Annotated in this window: 27 protein-coding genes; 18 read left to right on the plus strand and 9 right to left on the minus strand. The window is 67.6% G+C overall.

Annotation, left to right across the window (positions count from 1 at the left end; translation table 11 throughout):
- Positions 1–110: 110 nt before the first annotated feature.
- Positions 111–785, plus strand: coding sequence for a glutathione S-transferase (locus ACZ5BM_RS01025; protein WP_498909472.1), 675 nt, complete (start codon positions 111–113; stop codon positions 783–785).
- Positions 786–800: 15 nt separating this feature from the next.
- On the opposite strand, the gene ACZ5BM_RS01030 is transcribed toward ACZ5BM_RS01025, so the two are convergent.
- Positions 801–1628, minus strand: a complete 828-nt coding sequence (locus tag ACZ5BM_RS01030) for a Rossmann-fold NAD(P)-binding domain-containing protein (protein ID WP_498909473.1) — start codon at positions 1626–1628, stop codon at positions 801–803.
- 101 nt (positions 1629–1729) lie between these two features.
- Here ACZ5BM_RS01030 and ACZ5BM_RS01035 point away from each other — a divergent pair, with 101 nt between their 5' ends.
- On the plus strand, positions 1730–2623 hold the full coding sequence (locus ACZ5BM_RS01035) for a LysR family transcriptional regulator (protein ID WP_498909474.1): 894 nt from the start codon (positions 1730–1732) through the stop codon (positions 2621–2623).
- A gap of 192 nt (positions 2624–2815) precedes the next feature.
- On the opposite strand, the gene ACZ5BM_RS01040 is transcribed toward ACZ5BM_RS01035, so the two are convergent.
- The 4 genes from ACZ5BM_RS01040 to tsaD all read right to left on the minus strand — a co-directional run bounded on the left by ACZ5BM_RS01040 (position 2816) and on the right by tsaD (position 6258).
- The gene (locus ACZ5BM_RS01040) at positions 2816–3268 is read right to left on the minus strand and encodes a hypothetical protein (RefSeq protein ID WP_498909475.1); all 453 of its coding nucleotides are present in this window, start codon (positions 3266–3268) and stop codon (positions 2816–2818) included.
- 41 nt (positions 3269–3309) lie between these two features.
- A complete protein-coding gene (locus ACZ5BM_RS01045) occupies positions 3310–4281 on the minus strand; it encodes an NAD(P)H-dependent glycerol-3-phosphate dehydrogenase (protein WP_498909477.1) in 972 nt (323 codons plus the stop codon).
- Positions 4282–4342: 61 nt separating this feature from the next.
- The gene (locus tag ACZ5BM_RS01050) at positions 4343–5185 is read right to left on the minus strand and encodes a 23S rRNA (adenine(2030)-N(6))-methyltransferase RlmJ (RefSeq protein ID WP_498909478.1); all 843 of its coding nucleotides are present in this window, start codon (positions 5183–5185) and stop codon (positions 4343–4345) included.
- On the minus strand, positions 5182–6258 hold the full coding sequence (gene tsaD / locus ACZ5BM_RS01055) for a tRNA (adenosine(37)-N6)-threonylcarbamoyltransferase complex transferase subunit TsaD (RefSeq protein ID WP_498909479.1): 1077 nt from the start codon (positions 6256–6258) through the stop codon (positions 5182–5184). Before tsaD ends, ACZ5BM_RS01050 begins: the two co-directional genes overlap by 4 nt.
- Positions 6259–6323: 65 nt before the next feature.
- On the opposite strand from tsaD, the gene hemC reads away from it, so the two are divergent.
- Both hemC and ACZ5BM_RS01065 read left to right on the plus strand, forming a co-directional pair.
- Positions 6324–7442: a hydroxymethylbilane synthase gene (gene hemC / locus ACZ5BM_RS01060; RefSeq protein WP_498909481.1), complete on the plus strand. Its 1119-nt coding sequence runs from the start codon at positions 6324–6326 to the stop codon at positions 7440–7442.
- 12 nt (positions 7443–7454) lie between these two features.
- The gene (locus tag ACZ5BM_RS01065) at positions 7455–8153 is read left to right on the plus strand and encodes a uroporphyrinogen-III synthase (protein WP_498909482.1); all 699 of its coding nucleotides are present in this window, start codon (positions 7455–7457) and stop codon (positions 8151–8153) included.
- On the opposite strand, the gene ACZ5BM_RS01070 is transcribed toward ACZ5BM_RS01065, so the two are convergent.
- Together ACZ5BM_RS01070 and ACZ5BM_RS01075 are read right to left on the minus strand one after the other, a co-directional pair.
- A complete protein-coding gene (locus tag ACZ5BM_RS01070) occupies positions 8122–8550 on the minus strand; it encodes a DUF6691 family protein (protein WP_498909483.1) in 429 nt (142 codons plus the stop codon). The genes ACZ5BM_RS01065 and ACZ5BM_RS01070 overlap by 32 nt on opposite strands.
- Positions 8547–8981 (minus strand): YeeE/YedE family protein, encoded by a 435-nt coding sequence (locus tag ACZ5BM_RS01075; protein ID WP_498909484.1) that lies wholly within the window; start codon positions 8979–8981, stop codon positions 8547–8549. Before ACZ5BM_RS01075 ends, ACZ5BM_RS01070 begins: the two co-directional genes overlap by 4 nt.
- Positions 8982–9137: 156 nt before the next feature.
- Here ACZ5BM_RS01075 and ACZ5BM_RS01080 point away from each other — a divergent pair, with 156 nt between their 5' ends.
- The 5 genes from ACZ5BM_RS01080 to ACZ5BM_RS01100 are packed head-to-tail and all read left to right on the plus strand — an operon-like array spanning position 9138 to position 11675.
- Entirely contained in the window at positions 9138–9572 is a 435-nt protein-coding gene (locus ACZ5BM_RS01080) for a protein tyrosine phosphatase family protein (protein ID WP_498909485.1), read from the plus strand.
- Positions 9569–10210, plus strand: a complete 642-nt coding sequence (locus ACZ5BM_RS01085) for a thioredoxin domain-containing protein (protein ID WP_498909487.1) — start codon at positions 9569–9571, stop codon at positions 10208–10210. Before ACZ5BM_RS01080 ends, ACZ5BM_RS01085 begins: the two co-directional genes overlap by 4 nt.
- Positions 10207–10587, plus strand: coding sequence for an ArsR/SmtB family transcription factor (locus ACZ5BM_RS01090; RefSeq protein ID WP_498909488.1), 381 nt, complete (start codon positions 10207–10209; stop codon positions 10585–10587). Before ACZ5BM_RS01085 ends, ACZ5BM_RS01090 begins: the two co-directional genes overlap by 4 nt.
- Positions 10584–11345, plus strand: coding sequence for a sulfite exporter TauE/SafE family protein (locus ACZ5BM_RS01095; protein ID WP_498909489.1), 762 nt, complete (start codon positions 10584–10586; stop codon positions 11343–11345). The genes ACZ5BM_RS01090 and ACZ5BM_RS01095 overlap by 4 nt, the downstream gene beginning before the upstream one ends.
- 18 nt (positions 11346–11363) lie before the next feature.
- The gene (locus ACZ5BM_RS01100) at positions 11364–11675 is read left to right on the plus strand and encodes a DUF4259 domain-containing protein (protein ID WP_498909490.1); all 312 of its coding nucleotides are present in this window, start codon (positions 11364–11366) and stop codon (positions 11673–11675) included.
- Between the two features lie 147 nt (positions 11676–11822).
- Here the strand turns inward: ACZ5BM_RS01100 and secB are convergent, their stop codons facing one another.
- On the minus strand, positions 11823–12365 hold the full coding sequence (gene secB / locus ACZ5BM_RS01105) for a protein-export chaperone SecB (RefSeq protein WP_498909491.1): 543 nt from the start codon (positions 12363–12365) through the stop codon (positions 11823–11825).
- Positions 12366–12515: 150 nt separating this feature from the next.
- On the opposite strand from secB, the gene ACZ5BM_RS01110 reads away from it, so the two are divergent.
- Genes ACZ5BM_RS01110 through ACZ5BM_RS01120 form a run of 3 tightly spaced genes read left to right on the plus strand, consistent with a single transcriptional unit; the run spans position 12516 to position 15614 of the window.
- Positions 12516–12914, plus strand: coding sequence for a BlaI/MecI/CopY family transcriptional regulator (locus tag ACZ5BM_RS01110; protein WP_498909492.1), 399 nt, complete (start codon positions 12516–12518; stop codon positions 12912–12914).
- A complete protein-coding gene (locus tag ACZ5BM_RS01115; RefSeq protein ID WP_498909493.1) occupies positions 12911–14476 on the plus strand; it encodes a M56 family metallopeptidase in 1566 nt (521 codons plus the stop codon). Before ACZ5BM_RS01110 ends, ACZ5BM_RS01115 begins: the two co-directional genes overlap by 4 nt.
- Positions 14477–14495: 19 nt before the next feature.
- The gene (locus tag ACZ5BM_RS01120; RefSeq protein WP_498909494.1) at positions 14496–15614 is read left to right on the plus strand and encodes an acyltransferase family protein; all 1119 of its coding nucleotides are present in this window, start codon (positions 14496–14498) and stop codon (positions 15612–15614) included.
- Here the strand turns inward: ACZ5BM_RS01120 and ACZ5BM_RS01125 are convergent.
- Positions 15611–16198 (minus strand): histidine phosphatase family protein, encoded by a 588-nt coding sequence (locus ACZ5BM_RS01125; RefSeq protein ID WP_498909495.1) that lies wholly within the window; start codon positions 16196–16198, stop codon positions 15611–15613. The genes ACZ5BM_RS01120 and ACZ5BM_RS01125 overlap by 4 nt on opposite strands.
- A 130-nt stretch (positions 16199–16328) precedes the next feature.
- Between ACZ5BM_RS01125 and ACZ5BM_RS01130 the strand changes: the two genes are divergently transcribed.
- From ACZ5BM_RS01130 to ACZ5BM_RS01155, 6 genes are all read left to right on the plus strand, one after another.
- Complete coding sequence (locus tag ACZ5BM_RS01130; protein WP_498909496.1) at positions 16329–17027, plus strand: Tim44/TimA family putative adaptor protein; 699 nt, start codon at positions 16329–16331, stop codon at positions 17025–17027.
- Positions 17028–17100: 73 nt separating this feature from the next.
- On the plus strand, positions 17101–18282 hold the full coding sequence (gene mltA / locus ACZ5BM_RS01135) for a murein transglycosylase A (RefSeq protein ID WP_498909497.1): 1182 nt from the start codon (positions 17101–17103) through the stop codon (positions 18280–18282).
- A gap of 171 nt (positions 18283–18453) precedes the next feature.
- Positions 18454–19302: a DNA-methyltransferase gene (locus ACZ5BM_RS01140; RefSeq protein ID WP_498911433.1), complete on the plus strand. Its 849-nt coding sequence runs from the start codon at positions 18454–18456 to the stop codon at positions 19300–19302.
- A 228-nt stretch (positions 19303–19530) separates the two neighbouring features.
- Positions 19531–21003: an efflux transporter outer membrane subunit gene (locus ACZ5BM_RS01145; RefSeq protein ID WP_498909498.1), complete on the plus strand. Its 1473-nt coding sequence runs from the start codon at positions 19531–19533 to the stop codon at positions 21001–21003.
- Positions 21004–21047: 44 nt separating this feature from the next.
- Positions 21048–22169 (plus strand): efflux RND transporter periplasmic adaptor subunit, encoded by a 1122-nt coding sequence (locus ACZ5BM_RS01150; protein ID WP_498909500.1) that lies wholly within the window; start codon positions 21048–21050, stop codon positions 22167–22169.
- Positions 22170–22181: 12 nt separating this feature from the next.
- Positions 22182–25265, plus strand: coding sequence for an efflux RND transporter permease subunit (locus tag ACZ5BM_RS01155; protein WP_498909501.1), 3084 nt, complete (start codon positions 22182–22184; stop codon positions 25263–25265).
- Positions 25266–25288 lie beyond the last annotated feature (23 nt).

Raw genomic sequence — 25288 nt, forward strand, 5'->3', positions numbered from 1 at the left:
GCCGGCGGGGCTCTTGGGCGGCTGGTGTCCGTCTCCCTTGTAGCGGATGGTCTGGTCAACCGATCGGCGAGCGTGTTTCCGTCCCGCACGGTCGAGCAGGGAGTTCGTCCATGGCGACCATCGTCCATCATCTGAACCAGAGCCGGTCGCAGCGCGTGCTGTTTCTGCTGGAAGAGCTCGGCCAGCCCTATGAGATCCGCTTCTATCAGCGCGATCCGAAGACCATGCTGGCGCCGCCGGCGCTGAAGCAGATCCATCCGCTCGGCAAATCGCCCGTGGTCGAGGATGATGGCGACGTGCTCGCGGAAACCGGGCTGATCGTCGATACGCTGATCGACCGTCATGGCGCCGGAACCACGCTGCGTCCCGCCGCCGGCACGCCGGAACGGCTGCGCTACGATTACTACCTGCATTATGCCGAAGGCTCGCTGATGCCGATGGGCCTGTTGTCGCTCGTGTTCGCGCGCCTGCCGTCGCAGGTGCCGTTTCCGATCCGGCCGGTGGCGAAGCTGCTGGCCAAAGGGGTGGAGAAGCAGTTCATCGGCCCGAATATCGGCAACCATCTGCGCTTCCTCGACGGCGAACTGTCCGGCCGACCCTGGTTCGCCGGTCAGGACTTCACTGGCGCGGACGCGATGATGAGCTTTCCGGTTCAGGCTCTGAACAAACGTGCGGGGCTCACCCAATATCCGCAGCTGGCCGATTGGCTACGCCGCCTGGAAGCGCGTCCGGCCTGGGCGACAGCAACGAAGAAAGGTGGGGCGCTGACGTTCGATTTCGGTTGAGCGGAGCGGGCGTCGTCAGGAATCCACGTCGCACGAGCAGGCGATGGATTTCTGCGCTTCTAGATCGCGAAGACGGCTGGAGAGAGCTCTGTGGATGCTCTCGTATGCGGTGCTGCCCAGCACGAGCCGAAGCGGCGTTTCGCCTCGATCGACCATCGCCATGATGGCATCGACGCTTCGGGCGGCATCGCCTTTCAAGACGAACGCGCCGGAATCGATGTTTTTTCGAATCACGTCGACCGGCGTGCCGTCATAGACGGGAAGTGGCGTTGGGCGGGCAACGGACGCACGAAAGCCGGTGGCGGTCGGACCGGGTTCAACGAGGGTGAAGTCGATCCCGAACATCTTCGTTTCCTGCGCGACGGACTCGATGAAACCTTCGATTCCCCACTTCGTCGCGTGGTAGAGGCTGAAGCCGGGATAGGAGATCTGCCCTCCTTCCGACGAGACCTGTAGAATTCGCCCTCCGCCTTGCGCACGCAGATGCGGAACGGCCGCCCTGATCAGTTCGATCGAACCGATCAGATTGGTGTCGACTACGTGGCGCATCGTGGCGCGGTTCGTTTCTTCCGCCGCGCCGAGCACGCCATAGCCGGCGTTCGAAACCAGCACGTCGATGCGCCCGAGAGCCGCGAATGCGCGATCGACCGTTTCGATCACGCCGTCCGCATCTGTCATGTCGAGCGTGGCGACCCGTAGCCGGTCGCCATATTGCGTTTCGAGGGTCTGCAGAATTCCGGGGCGGCGCACGGTCGCCGCGACGGTGTCGCCGCGTTCGAGCAGCCGTTCGGTCAGGATCCGGCCGAAACCCGAAGACGCTCCCGTAATGAACCAGGTCAGCATGATCGTCTCACTCCATCTCAAGGAACAAGACCGATATGGCGACAAGGCCGCGTCGTGATTATGGGCGACGTGCCGCATGAGATCGTGTGATAGTCGCAGCAATGCGTGACCCTACTCTGTCCGATGCGCGCGCGTTTCTCGCCGTCGCGCGGCATCGCAACTTTCGGCTCGCCGCCGACGAACTCGGCATGTCGCCTTCGACGCTCAGCCATGTGGTCGCGGCTCTGGAGCGGACGCTCGGCCTGCGGCTTTTCCATCGCACGACACGAAGCGTGACGTTGACGGAGGCCGGCCGGCAGTTAAGTGCGTCTCTCAAGCCCGCCCTGATCGCCTTCGACGGCGCCTTCGACGTTCTGAACGGCTCGCGCGACAGTCCGTCTGGCACCGTTCGCATCAACGTTCCCGAGGTTGCCGCACAGATCCTTCTGTCGGACGTCGTTCCGGTCGTGCTTGCCCGCTATCCCGGAATATCCGTGGATCTTTCGGTCGAAGGGCGTCTGGTGGATGTGGTGGATGGCGGCTTCGATGCCGGGGTGCGTCTGGACGAGACCGTGCCGCAGGACATGATCGCAGTTCGGTTCGGCGGTGACGTACGTTTCCTGGTTGTGGGAAGCGTCGACTATCTCCGAACCAGAACCAGGCCCGCCACACCGGACGATCTGCTGGAACATACCTGCATCGGTCACCGAATGCCGAGTGGAAAGCTCTATCGCTGGGAATTCGAACGGCAAGGCCGGAACGTCGAGATCCCCGTATCCGGAAGACTCACCCTCAACTCCATTCCGTTGATGGTGAATGCTGCGTTGCGCGACCAGGGCCTGGCCTACGTGCCGGATCGTGCGGTTCGTGATCACCTGGAAAACGGCGCGCTGGTCACGGTGCTGGAGGATTGGTGTCCGCCCAGTCCCGGCTTCGTCCTCTATTATGCCGGGCATCGTCGGCTGCCGGCGTCGCTGCGCGCCTTCATCGACGTTCTTCGCGAGGTGCTGCCCTGACCGTCTTTCCCGTCGGTCCACCGGGTACGCACGACGACCCGGCGGGAATACCGCACGTGGTTCTCCATGCGCTGGGCCGGAGGAGAATAGTCGCCAAGTTTCGATCCCTGCGACGGCGATTCACCGCACGCTCGAACCATCCTCCGTCGTCCCGGCACGTTGCGGTATCTGGTTCCGGCTGCGCGGGTAGCGTTACGGGCGCCCATACCCATACGTGCCGCGTGGCAGCGGCTGCAGCGCGATCTGCAGCGATTGCGGTCGCAGGTCCGGATGGGCCGGATCGACCACCGGCAGCAAGGCGCCGGTCGACAGCAGCGCATAGTCGGCCAAGTGAGACGGCGGCGCATGGTCGAGATGATATACGGTGTAGGGGGCGCCGCTCGGGTCGCGGAAGATGTGTTTCTGCCAGCGATCGCTCCAGCGGATGTCGCGCGAGTCGCTGGCGATGCCGGACGCGGGCACCGAACTGACCAGATGATAGATCCCGCCGTTGTCGTTCGGCGTGCCGTCGAGGATCAGCTCGGTGACGCGCTCGCGATAGCCTTCGATGGATTGCTCGGCCCCGCGCCAGTCGCCGACCACCGGACCCGTCGGTCCCACGCAGCCGGCCAGACCCAGCATCGCCACCCAGAACACCGCTCGCATCGACGCGCACTCCCTCGTTGAGCGCCCAACGCGCGGCAACGTCATTCGGTGGCGAGCGGGCGGTTCAGCAGCGCATCGCGGGCGGCATCGAGGTCGATCCGGCCTGTGAGCAGCGCCGCCACGGTGTCGATGATCGGCACCGAGACCGCCGCCGACCGCGCCCGTGCCGAAAGAGCCGGTGCCGTTTCCACCCCCTCCGCCACCGTCGAGCGTGCGCCCAGGATCGTGGACAGCGACTGCCCTTGTCCCAGGGCGACGCCGAGGCTGAAATTGCGCGAGGACGGACCTGTGCAGGTCAGCACCAGATCGCCGACGCCGGACAGGCCGCTCGCGGTTTCCGCCTGACCGCCCAGCGCCACGATCAGGCGCGACAGCTCGGCGATGCCGCGCGTCACCAGGGCGGCGCGGGCATTCTCGCCGAACCCCGCGCCGATGGCGGCGCCAGCCGCGATGGCGATCACGTTCTTCGCCGCGGCGCCCACCTCGACGCCGAGCGGATCGGCGCCCGCGTAGATCCGGAACGCGCCTGCAGACAGCGCCGATGCCAGGTCGCGCGCGATGTCCAGCGTACGACAGGCCAGAACCGAGGCCGCCGGAAGTCCCGCCGCGATCTCGCCGGCGAAATTGGGGCCGGACAGGCTCGCATGCGGCAGGTCCGGCGCCAGCTCGGCCAGGATCTCGCCGGGCAGCAGGAACGTGCCGCGTTCCACCCCTTTGCAGCACGCGACCAGGGGCGCGTCGCATCCCGGCCTTTCGGCCAGTCTGCGCGACAGGATCCCACGCAGATGCTGCATCGGCACCACCAGCAACACCAGATCGGCCGGGACCGCCAGCGAGCCCGTGACGGTCACGCTTTCCGGCAACGCATGGCCGGGCAGACGCTTCATGGTGCGATCCGGCAGCATCGCGGCGGGGTCGCGTGCCCAGAGGGTGACGTCGTGTCCCGCGCGCGCCGCCTGGATCGCCAGCGCCGTACCCCAGGAACCGGCGCCGATCACCAGAACCCGGCTCATCGTGCGGTTCCGCTCGTCACGGTGATCGCCCTCGGATCGTTCGGTGCGGTGCCGACACGCTTCATCGGACGATCCGCTCCGGCGTCAGTCGCCGCACCTCGCTGGTGGCGTGGCCGATGCCGAGCGTGCTGTCGATCGCCGACAGGATCGATCGCGCCGCGTCCTCGAAACCGAACGGCGGGTTCGCGACCATCAGGCCGCACCCGTTCAAACGCTGCGGATCGATCGGCGGCCGCAGCAGCAGCTCGGCCGTCACCAGGTCGGGCACGCCGGCATCCACCAGACGGTCCAGGAACGCCCGCGACGGGGCGCGATGCTTGATCGGATACCAAAGCGCCAGCACGCCGTTGCTGAAGCGTCGGCGTGCCGTCTGCAGCGCCGTGTCCATGCGCTGCCACTCGCCGTCCTGCTCGAAAGGGGGGTCGATCAGGCACAGGCCGCGCTTGATCCCGTCGGCGGGCGGTAGCAGCGCGTTGATGGCGGCATAGCCGTCGCGCCTGTGCACCGAGACGCGCTCGTCCTGACGGAGAGTCCTGCGCAGTGTGGCGTGGTCGTCCGGGTGTAGTTCACACAGGGTCAGCCGGTCCTGCGGCCGCAGCATCAACTGCACCAGACGCGGGGAGCCGGGATAGAAGGCGGGGGCGCCGCCCTCGCGCACCAGGGACAGATAGCGGTCGAGCGCGTCTCCCGCGGGCTGGCTCAGCAACTGGCCGATCCCGCTGCGCCATTCGCCGGTGCGCTCGGCCTCGTCGGCGGACAGGTCGTAGCGGCCTATCCCGGCATGGGTGTCGAGCACCGCGACCGGCGTGTCCTTGCGCTGTAGGGCCTCCAACAGCCAGACCAGCAGCGCGTGCTTCATGCAGTCGGCGAAATTGCCGGCATGGAAGGCATGGCGGTAGTTCATGCGGCCAGCTCGTCCAGAGGCCAGCGCGGTCTGGGCGCCGTCTCGAGGCCGTCCGGCCCAACGATTCCGGAGCGGAGGCGTTCCAGCGCCGCCCAGCCCACCATCACCGCGTTGTCGGTGCAAAGGCGCAGCGGCGGCGCTGCGAAACCGACGCCGCGTTCGCCGGCCAGGGTTTGCAGCCTTTCCCGGATCTCGCTGTTGGCGGCCACGCCCCCGGCCACCACCAGCAGGGTCGCTTCCGGCATCATCGCGAGCGCGTTGCCGACGCGGTCGACCAGAACGGCGCTGACCGCGCGCTGGAACGCCGCGGCGAGATCGGCGGCGTCCTGCCGTGCGATGCCGCCCTCCGCGTCGCGAGGCAGGGCGGCGATGCGCTGCGCCACGGCGGTCTTGAGTCCGCTAAACGAGAAATCGCAGCCGGGGCGGCCGAGCAGCGGCCGCGGCAGAGGATGTGCGGCGGGATCGCCCTCGCGGGCCAGTCTTTCCAGCGCCGGACCGCCCGGCCAGCCGAGCCCGAGCATCTTCGCCACCTTGTCGAACGCCTCGCCTGCCGCGTCGTCGATGGTGCTGCCCAGGCGCCGATAGCGGCCGAGCCCATCCACCGCCACGCACTGGCAATGCCCGCCGGAGACGAGCAGCAGCAGATAGGGGAACGGCGCGCCTTCCGGCACCAGGCCGGGCAGGCGTGCGGTGAGGGCATGGGCTTCGAGATGGTTGATCGGCACGAACGGCACGCCGAGCGACAAAGCGAGGCCCTTGCCGAAATGGCTGCCGACGATCAGGCCGCCGATCAGTCCGGGTCCGGTGCTGGCGGCGACCGCGCCGAGATCGGCGGCGGCGATGCCGGCATCGTCCAGGGTCGCGGCGGCAAGACTCGGCAGATGCGCCAGATGCGCCCGCGCGGCGATCTCGGGCACCACCCCCCCGAACGGCAGATGCTCCTGCTGGCTGAGCACGCGCTCGGCCAGGATGGCTCCGTTTTGGTCCAGAACCGCGCAGGCGGTCTCGTCGCAGGAGGATTCGATCGCCAGGATCGGGCCGGCGCCGGGCTCGGGATCGTCGACTTTCTCCATCCGATCCTCCGTCATTCCGTTTGTCCCATCTTTCCAAGCCACGGACCCGGTAATAGGACAGGTCCATGCCGCCCGCACAACCCGACACCGATCCCGCCCGCAGCACCGACACGGGCCACGCGAAGGCGCCGCTCGCCACCCCGTCGGACGCGCTGCAACGCGCGGCGCAGGCGGCCGCGGCGCGACAGACGAGCCGTGCGGCCCCGCCGCATCGCCGCACTCTGCCGCTCCGGGTCGGAACCCGGGCCTCGCCGCTGGCGCTGGTGCAGACGCGCGCGTTCCTGACCATGCTGACCCGGTTCTGCCCGCTTCTGCGCGACATGGGTGCGTTCCAGGAGCATCAGATCAACACCACCGGCGACATGGTGCAGAACCGGCTTCTGTCCGAGATCGGCGGCAAGGGACTGTTCGCCAAGGAGATCCACGAGGCGCTGATCGACGGGCGGATCGATTTCGCCGTGCACAGCCTGAAGGATCTGGAAACCACGCTGCCGCCGGGACTGGTGCTGGCGTGCACCTTGAAGCGCGAGGACGCGCGCGACGTCCTGGTGCTGGGGCCGGATCTGGCCGTGATCGACCCGGAGGACCCGCTCACCTCGCTGCCGCAGGGTGCCGTGATCGGCTCGTCTTCCGTGCGTCGTCAGGCGCAGCTCATGCACGCCAGACCCGATCTGCGCATCACCATGCTGCGCGGCAATGTGCAGACCCGCCTGGACAAGCTGTCGAGCCGGGTCTGCGACGCCAGCCTGCTCGCCTATGCCGGCTTGAAGCGGCTGGGCATGGCGGATCGGGCCGATCTGGTTCTGGAGCCGGAGGTGATGGTGCCGTCGGCCGGCCAGGGCATCGTCGGCGTGACGGTGCGCGAAAGCGACGTCGAACTGCGCGAGCTTCTCCACGCGATCGAGGATTACGAGGCGCGCGCCGTGTCCACCGCCGAGCGTGCGCTCCTGGCCGAGCTGGACGGCTCCTGCCGCACGCCGATCGGCGGCTATGCGCGACTGATCCCGATCGTGGCCGGCGGCGCGCCGCAATTGCAGCTCACCGGTCTGGTGGCGCGGGAGGACGGGTCGTTCCTGCTCAAGCGGGCGATCTCCGGGGCGCCGGCCGATGCGGAGCGTCTGGGTCGCGAGCTCGGCCGGTCCCTGCGGGCGGACAGCCCGGCCGATATTTTCGCCGCCCTCTGAGCGGGACGCCGCGTGACGCGGGCGGTTCTCGTCACGCGGCCCGAGCCGGGACTGGGCGAGACCATGCGCGCCGTGGCCGCGATGGGATTCGTGCCCGTGGCGGCGCCGATGCTGCGGATCGAGCCGCTTTCGCCATCCATTCCGGAGCGGGTGCAGGCGGTTCTGTTCACCAGCGGTCAGGCGGTCGGGCCACTGGCGGACGCGGCGCCGTGGCTGCTGAAGGCGACGGTGCTGGCGGTGGGCGACGCGACGGCGGAGCGAGCGCGGCAAGCGGGGTTCGCGACGGTTTCGAGTGCCGGACGGGATGCGGAGGCGCTGGCGGCGCTGGCGGTTCGGACACTCGATCCGGAAAGAGGACCGCTCCTGCTGGCCTGTGGGCGAGGGCAGGGCGGCGATCTGGCCGGCGCGCTGCGTCGCCGTGGCTTCGGCGTGCTGAAACGCTGCGTCTATCGCGCGGTCCCGGTCCGTGTTCTCGCCGAGGAGAGGCTGGCCGCTCTTCGTTCCGGCGCAGTCGACGCCGTGTTGTTTTTCTCGGGCGAGACCGCGGCCGCATTCGAACGCGCCATTCCTGTCGATCTGCCACTGAACGGCGTGCGCGCGCTGGCGATCAGCGCCAAGGCTGCGTCGCGCCTGTCCGAACGGCGTTGGCGCAGCGTTGCCTTCGCCGAAACTCCTGATGCTACCGCGCTTCTGGCTTTGCTGCCGTCCTGACCTGCGACAGTCTAAAGCCAAGCAGCATCGCCAGAACGAACGGCCAGACGGACAGCGGCGCCAGAGCCAGATCGGCCAGAGCGGGCCCGGGGCAGAGTCCGGATAAGCCCCAGCCGATCCCGAACAATGCCGCGCCGGTCAGCAGGGAAAGCGTGATCGGGTGGGTCGGGGGCTCGTGGAACGCGTCGGCGGCGAAGGGTTTCTCGCGACGGCGTCGCCAACGCCAGGCGAGTGTCATCGGCAGCAGCGCGCCGGCCATCACGAAAGCCAGGGTCGGGTCCCAGGCACCGCTGAGATCGAGAAAGCCTTGAACGCGCAAGGGATCGGCCATGCCGGACAAGACGAGCCCGGCGCCGAACAGCGTCCCGGCGAACAGGGCGACGGCGATGCGCTTCACCACGACAAACCCGACAGGCGGTCGAGCGCCACGGTGAGGAAGCCGGCGCCCATGAAGGTCGCGGTCGCCGCGATCGAGCGTATCGAGAAACGCGACAACCCGCAGACGCCGTGGCCGCTGGTGCAGCCGCTGCCCAATCGCGTGCCGTAGCCGACCAGAAGGCCGGAGATCAGAAGAAGGGGAAGCGAAACAGGAAAATGGAGAACAGGTGCGTGCCCGGCCGCCGCCAGCGTTGCGGCACCGAGGGGCAGGCCGAGGATGAACGCCGCCGCGACCGGCCATGGCGTGCTGGCACCCAGCCCGAACGTGCGTGCGGCGAGACCGCTGATCCCGGCGATCCGTCCGGTCCCCAGCAACAGGATGGCGGACGCGGAGCCGATCATCAGGCCGCCGACCAGCCCGCGAACGGGAAGCATTGTGGCAGAAAGCATGGTGTCCTCGCGTCGATCCACTGGATGCCCGACCAGGCGATATCGACTCTTTACCCATTTATGCAAGTTGGAGTTTCTGGCTTGCGAAAGAAGGGAAACTGTCGAGATGATGCGCGCTCCAGGCGCGTCATCCTCGCGCTCAACGGGACAACGGGCATGGCCAATCTGCGAAACATCGACCGCACTCTCAGCGTGACGGCGCAGCTGACTGCCGCCGATCTGCCTCAACTCGCCGATCTCGGGGTGAGGACGATCATCAACAACCGGCCGGATGGCGAAGAGCCCGCCCAGATGCCGGCCCGGGAGGCGTCGCGCATCGCCTCCGAACTCGGCCTCGCCTATCACCATCTGCCCGTGTCACTGGCGGGTCTGACCGTCGCCGATGCGGCGGCATTCGCGTCCCTGGTGGCCAGCTCGGACGGTCCGGTGGTGGCGCATTGCCGCTCCGGAGCACGCTCCACCAATCTCTGGGTGCTGTCCCGTCTTGCCTCCGGCGAGCTCACAACGGAGCAGGCGCGTCGTCGGGCCGAGGAGCAGCGGGTCGATATCGGGGCGGCCCTGGCCGCCTTCGCGCGGGAGCAGAGCCGGTGATCGGCGACCACGTGGCATCCCCCCCGCTGCTTTACGATCCGGCGCCGGATTTCGTCGCCCGCACCACCATGGGGGAGCGCCGGCTGGCCGATTATCGCGGCCACTGGCTGATTTTGTTCTCGCACCCCGCCGATTTCACCCCGGTCTGCACCAGTGAGTTCCTGGCGTTCTCCCGCGAGCAGAAGGCGTTTTCCGCGCTGAACTGCGAGCTTCTGGCGCTGTCGGTGGACAGCCTGTTCTCGCATTTGGCCTGGGTGCGCGACATTCGTCGGCGTTTCGGCGTGGCGATCGGTTTCCCGATCATTGAGGACCCGTCGATGGCGATCGCGACCGCCTACGGCATGCTGCCGCCCGGTGCGCCGGATGCGAGCATGGTGCGCGCCGCCTTCGTGATCGACCCCGCCGGCATCATCCGTTCGATCACGTGGTATCCATCGGTGATCGGACGCAATGTGGCCGAGCTGAAACGCCTGTTGATGGCGCTACAGCTTTCGGATCGCGAAGGGGTGCAGACGCCCGAAGGCTGGATGCCGGGCGGCGACGTGCTGCTGCCGGCGACGCTGGACGCGGGCGAGGACGAGACGGGCGAAGCGGAAGGCTCTGCCTGGTACTATCGCTACCGGCCGATGCCGACATGACCGAATTCGATTCCGCCCGCGCGGTGATCGTGTTGCGCGTGCTCGCCAACGCGCCGCGCCTGGCCGTTCTGCGCCGTCTTCTCGACGGAGAGGCCGGCGTGGCGGAGCTGGAAAGCGGGCTCGGCATCCGCCAGCCGGGCCTGTCGCAGCATCTGGGCGAACTGCGCGAGGCGGGGCTGGTGTCCGCGCGACGCGAAGCGCGCTCGGTGTTCTATCGCATCGCCGATGCGGACGCGTTGCGTCTGGTCTCGGCCGTGTTGTCGAGCTTCGGGGCCACGTTGCCGGGTTCGGCTCCGGTGCCGCACACGTCGAGCGGGCCGGTTCCCGCCGCCGAGCGCCCTTATGGCGTCGCGCGCTTCGCCCGGGTGCTGTCGTGATCGTCGCGGCGCTGCTGTCCGGCAGTCTGGTCGGCTTCGTGCTCGGGCTCGTGGGCGGAGGGGGATCCATCCTGGCCACGCCCTTACTGCTCTACGCCGTAGGGCTGACCTCGCACCGGGCGATCGGCACCGGCGCGCTGGCCGTGGCGGCGAGCGCCTTCGCCAATCTGTCCTTCCACGCCCGCGCCGGCCATGTGCGCTGGCGTCCAGCCACGCTGTTCGCTTTGGTCGGGATCGCCGGCGCCGCGGCCGGATCTGTGATCGGCAAGCATGTGGATGGACGACATCTGCTGGTGCTGTTCGCCCTGCTGATGGTCGTCGTGGCGGTCAACATGCTGCGTCGCGAGCGCCGGCCATGTGCGGATGGCCTCCCGCCACGAGGCGCGGTCGCCGCCAAGGTCGCAGCAGTGGCGTTCGCCGTCGGGGTGCTGTCCGGGTTCTTCGGGATCGGCGGCGGGTTCCTGATCGTTCCAGGGCTGTTGTTCGCGACCGACATGCCGATGATCGACGCGGTCGGCTCATCCCTGCTGCCGATCGGAGCCTTCGGTCTGACTACGGCGGCGGTCTACGCTCTGTCCGGCTATGTGGATTGGCCCGTCGCCGGCTTGTTCATCTGCGGCGGTCTCGTGGGAGGCTGGATCGGCATGAAGCTGTCCTGCCGTCTGGGGGAATCGAAGGCCCTGCTCGGCAAACTCTTCGCCGCGATGCTTTTCGTGGTTGCGATTTACATGCTTTGGAGAACGATCTCCGACGCGTGATGGACGGAAGAAACGGCGATGGGTGCCTGGGGGGTGGAGCCGGCGGAGAACGATTTCGCCGGAGACTGGCTGGCGATGCTGCCCGAGCAGACGGACCTGTCCTTCATCGAAGCGGCGTTCGACGCCGTGATCGCCAACGGTGACGCCTATATCGAGAAAGATCTCGGCTGCGAGGCGGTGATCGCGGCGGAAACCGTCGCTTCGCTTCTGGGGCGGCCGGGCGCTCGCTCGCCGGACACGCAGCGTCTCGTGCTTTGGGTGGCTGAAAACGGCTTCAACGTGCCGAACGCGCTGCGCCTGAAAGCGCTGGAGGCGATCGTGAGGGTTTGAAAAGACCCGAGCGAAATGGTCGAGTGCTGGATGGAAACGCCGGACGCGGAAAACTGGCTGGCGTCGATGGACGATCTGGCCGCCCGTCTCGCGTCTCCGCGCTGATTTCGAAGCGGACCGGCGGCTGGACCGCCGGTCCGGTCCAGATCAGGCGTTGCCGGCCGTCTGGTCGAGGCCGCCGGCGGCCTGGGCGCGCTTGGCCTGCCACAGCGCCACGAAATCGATCGGCTGCAGCACCACGGGCGGGAAACCGCCGTCGCGGGTCACTTCGCTGACGATGTTGCGGGCATACGGGAAGATCAGACGCGGCACTTCCACCAGAAGCAGCGGCTCATACATGGTCTCCGGCGTGTCGCCCAGCGTGACGACGGCGGCATAGGCGAGCTCGACCACGAACACCGCACGGCCGGCGGTGGCGACGGCGGCGCTGCCGGCTTCGCCCGCGGGCTCGGAGGCTTCCGCCTTGATCGCCAGAACCACCTCGAACACGTTCTGCTCCTGCTGCAGACGGTTCGCCTGGACGTCGATGTTCACCGCGATTTGCGGGTTGGCGCGGAGCGTCGCGAAGATCTCGGCGCCGGACGGAACCTCGAAGGACAGGTCCTTGGTGTACTGGAGGTTCATGGTCAGCGGCAGCGCCGGCGGGGCCGCGTTCTGACCTGCGACGTTCGGCGGAATAGTGTCGGACATGGAAGGAGGCTCCTGGTTCAGATCCTGTTGCCCGCTACCATGCCGCCGAACCGCGCGCCAGAAGCCGGGCCCGCGTCCGAACGGCGATTTCGCTTGCCCTGCCAGAGCGACGAAGCGTAGTGCTACGGATTGTAGCATATGAGGCTCGCCATGCCGCGTTCCGATGCCGATCCCGCCTCCACCGAACTGGGCGAACTCGAACGCGAGATCATGGATCTCGTCTGGCGCCTCGCCCCCGTCACGGCCGACCGGCTGCGCGGCGCATTGCCGCGCGCGCCCAAGGACACCACCGTCCGCACCGTCCTGCGCCGTCTCGAGACCAAGGGGCTGGTGACGCATACGCTCGACGGCCGCACCTTTCTTTATCGCGCCACCGCGCCGCGCCGCGCCGTGGCTGCACGCGCCGTCGGCCGGGTGATGGATTGGTTCCGGGTCGGCTCCGTGAGCGAGATGCTGGTGGGCATGGCCGATGCGCGCATGCTCGATCGCGCCGAGCTCGAGACGCTGATCGCCCGGCTGGATGCGGCCGAACGCGAGCCCAAGCCATGAGCTGGTTCCTGGAGGCTGCCGCCAAGGGGGCGATCCTGATCGGCCTGGGCGCCGTCGCCACGACGCGCCTGCATCATCCGGGGCTGCAAACCCTGGTCTGGCGCGGCATCCTGTTCTGCTGCCTGCTGATGCCGGCGCTTCTGCTGTTCGGCCGGCACGTGGCCGCACCGCCGTTCGTCGCCGTACCGCCGCTCGATCTCATCCCGGTTTTCCATCTGCTCCCGCACGGGTCCGACGCCGCCGCGATCGATGGCCCGGCCTGGCGCATCGGCGATCTCGCCGGGCCGGTCTATCTCTGTGGCCTGTCCATCTTGTTGTTCCGCATGGCGCTTGGTCTGCTGCGGGGCGCGACGCTCTGCCGCAGGGCGCGGCCGACGGAAGGGACGGGCGTTCGCATCAGCGATGCCGTTGCCGGGCCGGCCGTGTTCGGACGCACCATTCTGCTGCCCCGCGCTGCCGAGAACTGGACGGCGTCCTGTCGCGACACCGTTCTCGCGCATGAGTGCGCCCACCTCCGCCACGGCGATTTTCCGGTCCTGTGTCTCGCCGAGCTGCATCGCGCCCTGTTCTGGTTCGATCCCGCCGCGTGGTGGCTGCAACGCCGTCTGGCGCTTCTGGCCGAAATGCGCAGCGACGATGCGGCGATCCCGGTGGCGGGCGGGGTCCGCGCCTACGCCGCCATCCTGTCTGCGATCGGTACGCCGAACCGCCGTGCCGCGCTGATGCCGATGGCCTCGCCCAGCCGGATCGGGCCGAGGTTGCGCCGGATGGAGGGCTGGATGCCGCCTGGACGCGCAGGTCGGACGAAGCGGCTGTCGCTCGGCGCTGCCGTGTTGTCCGCGGGCGCCATCATCGCCCTGGCCGGTCAGGCGGCGACGGGCACCGCGCTCAGTGCCGACACCGTGGCGCGGCAACGCTACGAGCAGGCGCGTCCGCGCACTGCGATCCCCGTGACACCGGCGATCCGGGACCGGTTCCTGGGCACGTTCCGCTTGACCGCGACCTCGGCGCTGACCGTGTCCGCTGCTGGAGACGGGCTATATGCTCAGATCAGCGGACAGCAGAAACTGCCCGTCTATCCCGATCGAGACGGCGAACTCTTCTTCGCCGCGTTGTCGGCGCAGCTCACGGCGCAAGGGGGCGGCAGCGGGCCTGCGGATGCGCTGGTGCTGCACCAGAACGGCCTGCTGTATCCGGCGCCGCGTTTGTCGGAAACCGAAGCCGCCGCCTTGGAGGCGCGTCTGGCCGAACGCATCCGTCGCAACCAGCCGCGGCCGGGCAGCGAACAGGCGTTGCGTTCGGTTCTGGCAGCGATCCGTAACGGCGATCTGTCGGCGAGCGATGCGTCGCCCGACATGGTGGCGGCCTTGCAGCCGCGGCTTGCGATGGTGCGCGCCATGCTGAACGATGCAGGCGCCACCAGGGCGATCGCCTTTCTCGGCATCGGGCATGGCGGATGGGACGTGTTCCGCGTGACGTGCGACACCGCGTCGTTCCGCGTGCCGGTACAGCTCGATGACCGGAACCGCGTTTCCGGTATCACCTTCCAGTACATGCCCTGAGACGCAGGGGAAACGCCGCATGAGCGTCGGTTCGAGAGACCCGTGGATCGACACGCTGCGTGGCGTTTCCATTCTTCTGGTGCTGCTGCATCACTTTTCCATCGCCTATCACCTGCCGCATTCGCCTCTGGGCACGCTGCTCACGCCGGAGGCGGTGCGCGCGGTCGTTCGCAACGGCAATTACGGCGTCACGATGTTCTTCGTGATCTCCGGTTTCCTGATCACGTCCAACGCGCTGCGTCGATGGGGCGCGCTCGGTGCGGTCCGGGCGTCGGCTTTCTATCGCTTGCGCGTCGCCAGGATCGCGCCGTGTCTGCTGCTCCTGCTCACGATCGTCGCCATTCTCGGCGCATCCGGTTTACGGATGTTCCAGACGGGGCATGGGGAGAACGGCGAGCCTGTCTCGGCGTGGCTGGTCTATGCTGCGGCGCTCGGATTCTGGATGAACGTGCTGATCGACCGCCATGGCTGGGTGAACTACGTGCTCGGCGTTCTGTGGTCGCTCTCGGTCGAGGAGATGTTCTATCTGACCTTCCCGTTGCTGTGTTTGCTGCGCCGGCCTGCGATCATCGCGACGGTCTGGTGCGTCGTCATTCTGGTGGCGCCGTTCTGGCGTGCGGCCCATCAGCACGACGGCGAGAGCTACCTGTTCGCGTTTCCCGCCGCTGCCGACGGCATCGCCATCGGCTGTCTCGCCGCCTTGTCGGCCGCACGAATGGGGGCCGGGCGTCGCATTCCCGGATGGGTGCGGTGGCTCGCCGGGAGCGGCATGGCGGTGCTCTATCTCTCTGCGTCGATCGGCGAGACCAATATCTGGGGCGTGACGGCGATGGCGCTCGGCACCGCGCTTCTGCTGTTGCCGCGTGGCGCCGTCGCGGCGCGTGGCGGTCGGGCCGGGCGTGGACTGCGCTGGTTCGGGCGGCACAGCTACGAGCTTTACCTGTTCCACCTCGTCGTGCTGGCGCTGCTGCGGACCGGCTGGCCACCGTCACAGACGGCCGGGTCGGCGGTGATGCTCCTGCTGGTCACCTATCTCGTACTGGGCGCGCTGCTGGCCGCCGCGATCGCCCGCTTCGTCGCGGAGCCGGCCAATGCGGCAATCCGGCGTTTCGGGCCGAAGCGCGCCGTCGCCACCTAGAATCCGCGTCTGTCGGCTGCCGGATCGAACGATACGGCCTCGCCGTTTTCCAGGGCCCGTCCGCAGAGGGCGAGCAGAAAACCCCAGTGCGACACCAGCAGCGTGTGCTCGTGCCCGCCCTGGTCCAGCATCCAGTCCACGAGGCTCTGGGCGCGTTCAGACACCGAGTCGTCGCTTTCCATGGCCCGGCCGGCCCCGTCGCCATGCCCTTCCGCATCCCACCAGCGATCGGGCAGGGCGCTGAAATCGAGCGCGGGCCAGTCTTTCGCCAGGGTTCCGGGTGGCGAGCCGATATCGCAGCTGAACGCGAAGCGCTCCCGCGCCATCGGCACGATCTCGGCTTTCAGGCCCAGCCGCGCGGCGATCGGCGCCGCGGTCTGCAGCGTGCGGCGGAAGGGGCTCACCAGCAGACGGCGGATGGGCGTGGCGCCATCGTCGCAGAGCAGCGCAGCGGCGCGATCGGCCTGTTTCAGCCCTTCCTCCGTCAGCGACGGATCGACGATGCCGGGATCGCGCCCGGTCCGGCTGTAGTGGAGATTGAACTGGCTTTGGCAGTGCCGCAGGAGGATCATCGCTTCGGGCATACGCCCGGCCGGGGAGCGCGGCAATTGTCTCGCCGCGCCATGGCCCCTATCTGTGGGGGAGCTTGCTTCGGTCCGGGCGGTTCGCCGCGTGGGCCATACACCGGGTTTTCCAGAAGGACGCGACCCCTCGATGCAGAACCTCGCCGGCAACGTTCCGGTCTATCTCGTGGTGCTGGGCCTCGTGGCCGCCTTTCTCGTGCTGCGTCTCCGCAGCATCCTGGGCAAGCGCACCGGACTGGAGCGGCCGATCGCGCCGCAGCAGATGCCGCCCGCCATGCAGCGCCGCGCCCCGTCGGTGGACACCACGGCACAGCCGATCGAGCCGGTGACGGATCGTCGTCTGCCCGACCCGAGCACCGGAGCCGGCATCGCCCTGGCCCGGCTGCGGGAACGGGATCGCGGTTTCGACCCGGACGCGTTTCTGCGTCAGGCGGAAGACTCGTTCCGGCGGATCGTGCGCGCGTTCGCCGAGGGCGACCGCTCGACGCTGCGCGCCGCGCTGACCGCCGACGTCTTCGCGGCGTTCGATCAGGCAATCACGGCGCGCGAGCAGGCCGGCGAGACCCAGCGCTCGGAAATCCGGGCCATCACCCAGGTGCGCCTGGACGACGTCCAGCTCACGGAGCAGAGCGGGAGCTGGCACGCGGCGCTCGAAGTGCGTTTCACCTCCGACCAGATCAGCGTGCTGATGGGGCGTGACGGCCTGCCGGTCAGCGGCGCCGATGCGGTCACCGAGCTGGTCGATGTTTGGATTTTCGAGCGTCTGCTCGACGTGGCGCCGCAGCCCGGTGCCGCCCCGTGGCGTCTTGCGGTGGCGCGCAACGCCTGACCTGACCACGCGGCGCCGTCCGGGTTCGTCCGGCCGGCGTTTCGGCCCCACCAAACCACCGGATCGGGACTGCATGCTGTTTTCTCGCCGACCCGCCGCGTTTGCGGCGGCGCTTCTCTCCACCCTGCTGATGCAGGGCTGCGCCGAACAATCCGGTGCGCCGTCCTTGTCCTTGACCCGGGTTTCGTTCGACGACGTGCCGGGTTGGAACGCCGACCCGATGCGCGACGTCCTGTCGCCGCTGTTGCTCGAATGCAGACGGCTGGCGCGTTTGCCGGCGGATACGAAGCTGGGCGGTGCCGCGGAAGCGCAGCAGCAGGGCGGTCTCGCCGGCCAGTATCGCGGCGCCTGTCAGGCGGCGGCAGCGCTCCGCTCCGACGATCCGCAGACATTGCACCGGTATTTCGAGACTTGGTTCCTGCCTTACGCGGTGTCGGATAACGGCAATGCGGACGCGCGCTTCACCGGCTATTTCGAGCCCGAATTCGCCGGCAGCCTGGGCGAAAGCGCTGCCTTCCCGGTGCCGGTCTATGCCCGCCCGAAGGAGCTGGTGACGGTGCCGTCGCCGACCGCGGGCGAGCCGCCGGTGACCGGACAGGTCCGTGGTGGCAAGGTGGAGCCATACTGGACCCGCGCCCAGATCGACGCCGGCAGGCTCGCCCGCCGCAATCTGGAGATCCTGTGGCTGCGTTCGCCGGTGGATCTGTTCTTCATGCAGATCCAGGGTTCGGGTCGCGTGCGTCTGCCGAGCGGGCAGATCGTGCGCCTCGGCTATGCCGGCAATAACGGGCAGCCTTACGTGCCGATCGGCCGCGCGCTCGTGTCCGAGGGGCAACTGGCGCCGGACGCGGTGAGCATGCAATCGATCCGGGCCTGGCTGGCGGCGCATCCGCAGCAGGCGCGGACAGAGATGGAGCGCAACCCCAACTACGTGTTCTTCCGCGCCCTGGACGACGTGGCGCCGAATCAGGGACCGCCCGGATCGCTTGGCGTTCCGCTGTCGGCCGCGCGTTCGATGGCGGTGGACCGCGCCTTCCTCCCGCTCGGCGCGCCGGTCTTCGTGTCCACGACCCTGCCGGACGGGCAGCCGATCCAGCGTTTGTTCCTGGCGCAGGATACCGGAACCGACATCACCGGGCCCGCGCGGGCCGACCTGTTCGTCGGCTGGGGAGACACGGCCGGACGAATTGCCGGTGCGCTGCATGCGGGCGGCCGCATGGTGATTCTGCTGCCCCGGCAGCCGGCACGGCCTTGATCGGCTGAGACGTCCGCCGGGCCGAAAGGGGATCGGGAGGCTTTGCCGGCCCGATTTCCGGTTCGGCCGGTGCGATGCGGGCGGAACGGCTCTGGTCGCATCCCCGTCCCGTTGGCGATACTCAGGCGCATGATCACGCCCGACACCATGACACCCGATTCGGTCATGCCGATGCCGACCGCTCCGGCCGAACAACGGCGGATCGAGCCCGTGAGCCGCCGACAATCCGTCGGGCGGCACGTGCTCTACCGGGGTGACTGCGTGCCTGTGCTGGAGCGGATCGCGCCCGAAACGGTCGATGTGGTCGTGACGTCGCCGCCCTATAATATCGGTCTCAACTACCGTTCCTATGCCGATCGGCGTGCGGAAGAGGATTATCTGCACTGGATGGTGACGGTGGCGACCGGCATACGCCGGGTGATGCGGCCGGACGCGTCGTTCTTCCTGAACATCACCGGTTCCAGCGCCATGCCCTGGCTGCCGTTCGAGCTGATCGTCCGGTTGCGCAGCCTGTTCAAGCTGCAGAATCACATCACCTGGGTGAAGTCGATCTCGATCGGCGACGACACGATCGGTCATTTCAAGCCGATCAACAGCGCCCGCTTTCTGCACCGAAACCACGAACACATCTTCCATCTGACCCGAGACGGGGCGGTGCCGCTGAAGCGTCTGGCCGTGGGGGTGCCGTTCAAGGACAAGAGCAACATCGCCCGCAGAGGCCATGTTCAGGATCTGCGCTGTCGGGGGGACAGCTGGTTCATCCCCTACGAGACGGTACGGTCGCGCACGCAGAAATTCGACCATCCGGGCACATTCCCGGTGATGCTGCCGCGCATGTGCATGCGTCTGCACGGCAAGGCGCATCCGGTTGTTCTGGACCCGTTCATGGGCACGGGCACCACGCTGGTCGCCGCGGCGCAGGAGGGTGGACGCGGCATCGGCATCGACGTCGATCCGGCCTATGTGAAGATCGCCCGGCAGCGCCTGATCGAGATCAACCGCGCCCAGATCGTCGGCTAGTTTGGCAAACTGCGCCGAGAATTGGCGTTCTGCGCCACGCGGCCGGGATCCGGCCAAAGGCGCATAACAAAGTTTTAAGTCATTCCAACGGTTTATCGACTTCGTTTCGCTCTGCAACACTGGCACAAAAGCTGCTGATGCTGTCTCGGTAGCTCCAACCCGGAGCCCGATACCGAGCGACGAGGACCGATGCGGACATTCCACCACCGATCATGGTTGCATGGTGGCGTGCTTCCGCTGCTCCTCTGCATGGCCGGCTGCGCGGTCGGGCCGGATTTCCGGCGCCCGTCGATGCACAATCCGCAACGGTACAACGAATCCGAACCCGCATCGCGGACAGTGGCGTCCGACGTGGCGGGCGGCGCGTCGCAAACGCTTGCCAACGGCGCCGACGTGCCCGGGGCATGGTGGAAACTGTTCCGCGTCCCGGCGCTCGACGCGCTGGTGCAGGAGGCGTTGCGCGACAGTCCGAACATCGAGGCGGCGAACGAGGCTCTGCGTCAGGCCCAGGAGCGGACCCTGCAGCAGGAAGGCACGTTGTTTCCCAGCGTTTCCGGGCTGGTGAGCCGGACGCGCGGCCTGTCTCCGCTGTCCTACCTGCGCGCACAGCAGCGCGTGGAACCGTTTTCATCATACACGGCGCAACTTAATCTCTCCTATACGCTCGACGTCTGGGGTGGGCTGAGACGCGCGATCGAGCAGCAGGGTGCGGCGGCCGAGGTGCAGCGCTTCGCGCTGGAGCAGGCCTGGCTGGCTTTGAGCGCAGGCGTCGCCAACGCGGTGATCCAGGCGGCATCGCTCGACGGACAGATCCGGGCGCAGCAGGCGCTGATCGGGTTCGAGCAGAAGCAACTCGAGACCGTCAGGCAGCAATTCGAGCTGGGCGGCGCCACCGGCACGGATCTCGCCACCCAGCAGGCGCAGGTGGCCCAGGCCCAGACCGTCCTGGTGCCGTTGCAGACCCAGGCGGTGCAGGTGCGCGACCAGATCGCGGCCTATCTCGGGCGGGCGCCGTCCGAGGTGAACATTCCGCATCTGGATCTGGACCGGTTCACCCTGCCGGAGACGCTGCCGGTGAGTTTGCCCTCCGTCTTGCTGGAGCAGCGGCCGGATATCCGCACCGCCGAAGCGCTGCTGCACCAGCAGACGGCGGCTTTGGGCGTGGCGATCGCCGCGCGGCTGCCGAACGTGACGCTGACGGCGGGCGTCGGCACCAACGCCGCCGACGTGCATCAGATGTTCTCGCCGACCAACGGATTGTGGTCGGTGGTGAACCAGGCGACGCAGCCGATCTTCGATGCGGGTCAGCTCCTGCATGCCCAGCGGGCGCAGAAGGCGGCGATGCTGCAGGCGGCGGCGCAATGGCGCCAGACCGTGGTTGCGGCGTTCCAGAGCGTCGCTGATACGCTGGCGGCGTTGCAGAACGATGCCGTCACGCTGCGCTATGCGCTGGATGCGGAAACGGCGGCCGGCCGGGCGCTGTCTCTGGCCGGGATGCAGTACAAGCTGGGCGGCGTCTCGTATCTGAGCGTCCTGAATGCGCAGCAGGTCTACCAGACCGCCGTGATCACGCTCGTACGCGCCCGCGCGGCACGCTACGCCGACACCGTCGCGCTGTTCCAGGCGCTGGGTGGCGGCTGGTGGAACCGCGACGACCTTCCGCCGGCACCGCCCGGCCTCCTGAGCTCGCCTCTGCCATGAGCGAGCGTCCCGCAATGCCCGAACGGGCCCCTGGAACCTCTCGCATGACGCCGATGCGCGCCTTGACCCTGTTTCTGATCGTCGTGGTGGTGCTGGGCTATCCGTCCTGGCGCTACACGCATCGCCACGAGACCGCGTCGAACGCCGCGCAGCCGGCGGAGCCGCCGGTGGTGGTGTCGGATGCGGTGGTGGCGAACCGCCCCTGGCAGGACAGCCTGCAGGCTTTCGGCCAGATCCGTGCCGTGCAGGGGGCCGATCTGTCCGCGCAGGTGCCCGGGATCGTCGACGAGATCGATTTCCGGTCCGGCGACGAGGTGAAGGCCGGCGCCGTGCTGATGCGCCTGCGCCTGTATGACGACACGGCGAAGCTGCAGCAGCTCCAGGCGCTGGTGAGCCTGTGGCAGGCCAACGTGGCGCGCGACAAGAAGCAGTTCGCGGTGCAGGCGATCAGCCAGGCGACTCTCGATCTCGACAACGCCAATCTGCGACAATACGAAGCCCAGGTCGCAGCGCAGCAGCAGCAGATCGAAGAGAAGATCGTGCGCGCGCCGTTCAGCGGCAAGCTCGGCATCCGGCAGGTGGATCTGGGGCAGTATCTGCCGGCAGGAACGACGATCGCCAATCTGGAAGCGCTTGATCATCTTTATGTCGATTTCAACGTCGTGCAGCAGGATTTCGCGCGTATCTCGGACGGACAGACCGTCGACGTCACGGTCGATTCCTGGCCGAACCGCATATTCCATGCGAAGGTCGCGGCGCTGGACAGCCGGATCGATCAGGCGAGCCGCATGGTGTCGGTGCGGGCCGATCTGGAGAATGGGGATCGTGCGCTGCTGCCCGGCATGTTCGCCGTGTCGCATCTGAATGTCGGCAGCGTCACGCCGCGGATCGCGGTGCCTCAGGGGGCGATCTCGTTCAACCCCTACGGCAATTTCGTCTACGTGCTGACGCCAGATCCGAAGAAGGCCGGGGTGTTCGTCGCGACCTCGCGCGTGGTGACGCTGGGCGCGCGGCGCGGCGATCTGGTGCTGGTGGAGACGGGGCTTCATCCGGGCGAGCACATCGTCACCGTCGGTCTGTTCAAGCTTCGCAACGGCAGCGCCGTCACGATCAACAACGACGTGAAGCCCGCCGAGAGCCTCACTCCGTCGCCTGAAGAAGAATAGGGAGCATCCGTCATGGTCGTGACAGACCTGTTCATCCGGCGCGTGGTGCTGTCCTGCGTCGTGTCGATCCTCGTTCTGGTGCTGGGCCTGCGTGCCGAGCAATCCATGCCGGTCGAGAAGTTTCCACACACGGTCTACGGGACTATCGAGGTCCAGACTTACTATTACGGCGCCGATCCCGACACGATCGCCGGCTTCGTCACCACGCCTCTGGAAGCCAGCATCAGCCAGGCGCAGGGGATCGACTACATGTCGTCGACCTCGGCGATCGGCAATTCCGACATCGTGGTGAAGCTGAAGCTCGGCTACGATCCGGCGCGCGCTCTGGCGGAGATCCAGTCCTACGTGACGGCGGCGACGTCGCACTTTCCGGCCGGCGTGCAGCAGCCCTCCATCCAGATGTATTCGTCCGGACAGGAAGTTCTGGATATGGCGCTGCAAAGCTCGGAACTGACGCCGACGCAGGTTGCGGATTACGTGCGCCGTGTCGTGGCGCCGCGCTTCCAGGCGGTGCCCGGCGTGCAGAGCGTGAACGTTCAGGGCGCGCCGGACGTGGTGATGCGCGTCTGGCTCGATCCGGCCAAGATCGCCGCCTTCGGCATGTCGCCGTCCGACGTCTACAACGCCCTGGCCAACAACAATTTCGTTTCGGGCATCGGCAGCACGCTCGGCAGCGCGGTGACGATCAACCTGAACGTGACGTCCGGTCTGCATACCGTCGAACAGTTTCGCGACCTGGTGATCCGGCAGGACAAGCTGCACATCATCCGTCTCGGCGATCTGGCGAAGGTGGAACTCGGCGGCGATCCGGACACGTTCCACGTGATCGCCGACGGTCACAGCGGCGTCTACGTGTCCATCCGCCCGACGCCGACAGCGAACACCCTGTCCGTGGCACGCGACCTGGAAGCGCAGGTGGTGCAGCTGCGCCAGCAATTGCCGCCGGCGATCACGCTTTCGGTGATCGACGATACCGGCGTGTTCATTCGCGAGTCCATCCGCGAGGTGGTGATCACGCTGGCGGAATCCCTGGTGATCGTGGCGCTGGTCGTGTTCGCCTTTCTGGGATCGCCGCGTTCGGTGCTGGTGCCGCTGGTCACCATTCCCCTGTCCCTAATCGGAACCTTCGCGCTGATGTCGCTGATGGGGTTCTCGATCAATCTTTTGACCTTGCTGGCGCTGGTTCTGGCGATCGGCCTGGTGGTGGATGACGCCATCATCGTGGTGGAGAACGTGAACCGGCATCTGGCGGCGGGGCAGGGGCCGATCGCCGCCGCTTCCGCCGCCGCGCGCGAGCTGCTGCAACCGATTCTGGCGATGACGGTGGTGCTGATCGCGGCCTATGTGCCGCTCGGCCTGCAGGGCGGTTTGACCGGGGCGTTGTTCATCGAATTCGCGTTCACCCTGGCGGGGTCGGTGACGATGTCGGCGCTGCTGGCGGTGACCTTGTCGCCGATGATGAGCTCGCGCCTGCTGCGTGCGCGCGCCGCACCGGGTCAGAAGGTGCCGTTGAGCGAACGTATGGAGCATATCAGCGAGCGTGCCCTGGACGGCGTGCAGCGCGTCTATCTTTCTGCGCTGCGTGTGTCGTTGCGTCTGCAACCCGTGGTGCTGACGGTCGGTGCGCTGGTGCTGGTGGGCGCGTGGTTCTTCTACAGCCACGCGCAGCACGAGCTGTCTCCGCGCGAGGATACCGGCGAGTTGCAGATGTCGGGCAGCGGCGCCCCGGATTCCACCAGCGACGAGCTGGCGAAATACGAACCTGCGATCTCGAAGATCTACCACATTCCGGAGATGCGGAACTGGTGGCATGTGGATTCCGCTCCGAGCGTGCAGGGCGGCATGGAGTTGGTGCCGTGGGACAAGCGCACCCGCTCCGTGTTCACCATCGCCGATCAGGTGCAGCAGCAGCTGACGCAGATTCCGGGTGCGCAGATGGCGATCTACGTGCCGGGCTATCTGCCGGGCTCGCACGGTCTGCCGGTCGAATACGTCCTGCAGGGTACGGGTGATTTCAACCAGCTCGGCGCGATCTCGGACACCTTCGTCGCCCGGGCGCGCGCCAGCGGCTTGTTCGCCTATGTCGACAAGGATCTGAAGATCGACCAGCCGCAGACCACGGTGGTGGTGGACCGGGCCAAGCTGTCGGCGTTGAATCTCACTCTGGCCGATCTGGGCAGTTCGCTGAACACCCTGCTGGGCGGCGGCTATACCGGGTTCTTCTCCGCCGATCAGCGGTCCTACAAGGTGGAGCCTCTGGTGATGCGCCGCTTCCGCCTCGATCCTGAGCAATTGCTGAACTACCCGATCAAGTCCGTGAACGGCATCGCCATTCCGCTGGGTTCGGTCGCCAGCCTGCACAACAGCGTGGTGCCGGAATCCATCGCCCATTTTCAGCAGCTCGCCTCGACCACCATCGAAGCGCTGCCTGCGCCCGGCGTGACCCAGGGACAGGCCTACGACTATCTGCAGAAACTATCGGCGGAGCTGCTGCCGGCGGGTTATGCCACCGATACCACCGGCGGTTTGCGCCAGTTCGTCACCGAGACCGGCGGCTTCGCGGCGACCTTCGCTCTGGCGGTGATCATCACCTATCTGGCGCTGGCGGCGCTGTTCGAAAGCTTCCGAGATCCGCTGATCATTCTGGTGTCCGTGCCGATGTCGATCGCGGGCGCTCTGTTGTTCGTCTGGCTGGGTGTGGGCGGCGCGACCATCAACCTGTTCACGGAGGTGGGGCTGGTGACGCTGATGGGGCTGATCTCCAAGCACGGCATCCTGATCGTGGAGGTGGCCAAGGAGGAGCAGTTGGCCGGCGCCAGCCGTCGGGCGGCGATCGAGCGTGCCTGCGCGGTGCGTCTGCGTCCGATCCTGATGACCACGGCGGCGATGGTGCTGGGCGTTCTGCCGCTGGTGCTGGCGACCGGAGCCGGCGCCGCGTCGCGTTTCGTGATGGGGCTGGTGATCGCGGCCGGTTTGTCCATCGGCACGGTGTTCACCTTGTTCGTGCTGCCGGCGGTGTATCTGTTGCTCGCCTCTGATCGCGCGCAGAAACGCCCCGCGCCGGGACATGAATGGGATGCGGTTCTGCCGCACTGATCGTGGCCGGCGGCGGCTCGCGG

The sequence above is a fragment of the Lichenicola sp. GTC18331 genome, assembly GCF_055386855.1.

Bases quoted from the DNA above. Each gene is read 5' to 3' on its own strand.
- ACZ5BM_RS01025 (WP_498909472.1), top strand. From the start codon at position 111: ATGGCGACCATCGTCCATCATCTGAACCAGAGCCGGTCGCAGCGCGTG.
- ACZ5BM_RS01030 (WP_498909473.1), bottom strand. From the start codon at position 1,628: ATGCTGACCTGGTTCATTACGGGAGCGTCTTCGGGTTTCGGCCGGATC.
- ACZ5BM_RS01035 (WP_498909474.1), top strand. From the start codon at position 1,730: ATGCGTGACCCTACTCTGTCCGATGCGCGCGCGTTTCTCGCCGTCGCG.
- ACZ5BM_RS01040 (WP_498909475.1), bottom strand. From the start codon at position 3,268: ATGCGAGCGGTGTTCTGGGTGGCGATGCTGGGTCTGGCCGGCTGCGTG.
- ACZ5BM_RS01045 (WP_498909477.1), bottom strand. From the start codon at position 4,281: ATGAGCCGGGTTCTGGTGATCGGCGCCGGTTCCTGGGGTACGGCGCTG.
- ACZ5BM_RS01050 (WP_498909478.1), bottom strand. From the start codon at position 5,185: ATGAACTACCGCCATGCCTTCCATGCCGGCAATTTCGCCGACTGCATG.
- tsaD (WP_498909479.1), bottom strand. From the start codon at position 6,258: ATGGAGAAAGTCGACGATCCCGAGCCCGGCGCCGGCCCGATCCTGGCG.
- hemC (WP_498909481.1), top strand. From the start codon at position 6,324: ATGCCGCCCGCACAACCCGACACCGATCCCGCCCGCAGCACCGACACG.
- ACZ5BM_RS01075 (WP_498909484.1), bottom strand. From the start codon at position 8,981: ATGCTTTCTGCCACAATGCTTCCCGTTCGCGGGCTGGTCGGCGGCCTG.
- ACZ5BM_RS01080 (WP_498909485.1), top strand. From the start codon at position 9,138: ATGGCCAATCTGCGAAACATCGACCGCACTCTCAGCGTGACGGCGCAG.
- ACZ5BM_RS01090 (WP_498909488.1), top strand. From the start codon at position 10,207: ATGACCGAATTCGATTCCGCCCGCGCGGTGATCGTGTTGCGCGTGCTC.
- ACZ5BM_RS01100 (WP_498909490.1), top strand. From the start codon at position 11,364: ATGGGTGCCTGGGGGGTGGAGCCGGCGGAGAACGATTTCGCCGGAGAC.
- secB (WP_498909491.1), bottom strand. From the start codon at position 12,365: ATGTCCGACACTATTCCGCCGAACGTCGCAGGTCAGAACGCGGCCCCG.
- ACZ5BM_RS01110 (WP_498909492.1), top strand. From the start codon at position 12,516: ATGCCGCGTTCCGATGCCGATCCCGCCTCCACCGAACTGGGCGAACTC.
- ACZ5BM_RS01115 (WP_498909493.1), top strand. From the start codon at position 12,911: ATGAGCTGGTTCCTGGAGGCTGCCGCCAAGGGGGCGATCCTGATCGGC.
- ACZ5BM_RS01120 (WP_498909494.1), top strand. From the start codon at position 14,496: ATGAGCGTCGGTTCGAGAGACCCGTGGATCGACACGCTGCGTGGCGTT.
- ACZ5BM_RS01125 (WP_498909495.1), bottom strand. From the start codon at position 16,198: ATGCCCGAAGCGATGATCCTCCTGCGGCACTGCCAAAGCCAGTTCAAT.
- ACZ5BM_RS01130 (WP_498909496.1), top strand. From the start codon at position 16,329: ATGCAGAACCTCGCCGGCAACGTTCCGGTCTATCTCGTGGTGCTGGGC.
- mltA (WP_498909497.1), top strand. From the start codon at position 17,101: ATGCTGTTTTCTCGCCGACCCGCCGCGTTTGCGGCGGCGCTTCTCTCC.
- ACZ5BM_RS01140 (WP_498911433.1), top strand. From the start codon at position 18,454: ATGCCGACCGCTCCGGCCGAACAACGGCGGATCGAGCCCGTGAGCCGC.
- ACZ5BM_RS01150 (WP_498909500.1), top strand. From the start codon at position 21,048: ATGACGCCGATGCGCGCCTTGACCCTGTTTCTGATCGTCGTGGTGGTG.
- ACZ5BM_RS01155 (WP_498909501.1), top strand. From the start codon at position 22,182: ATGGTCGTGACAGACCTGTTCATCCGGCGCGTGGTGCTGTCCTGCGTC.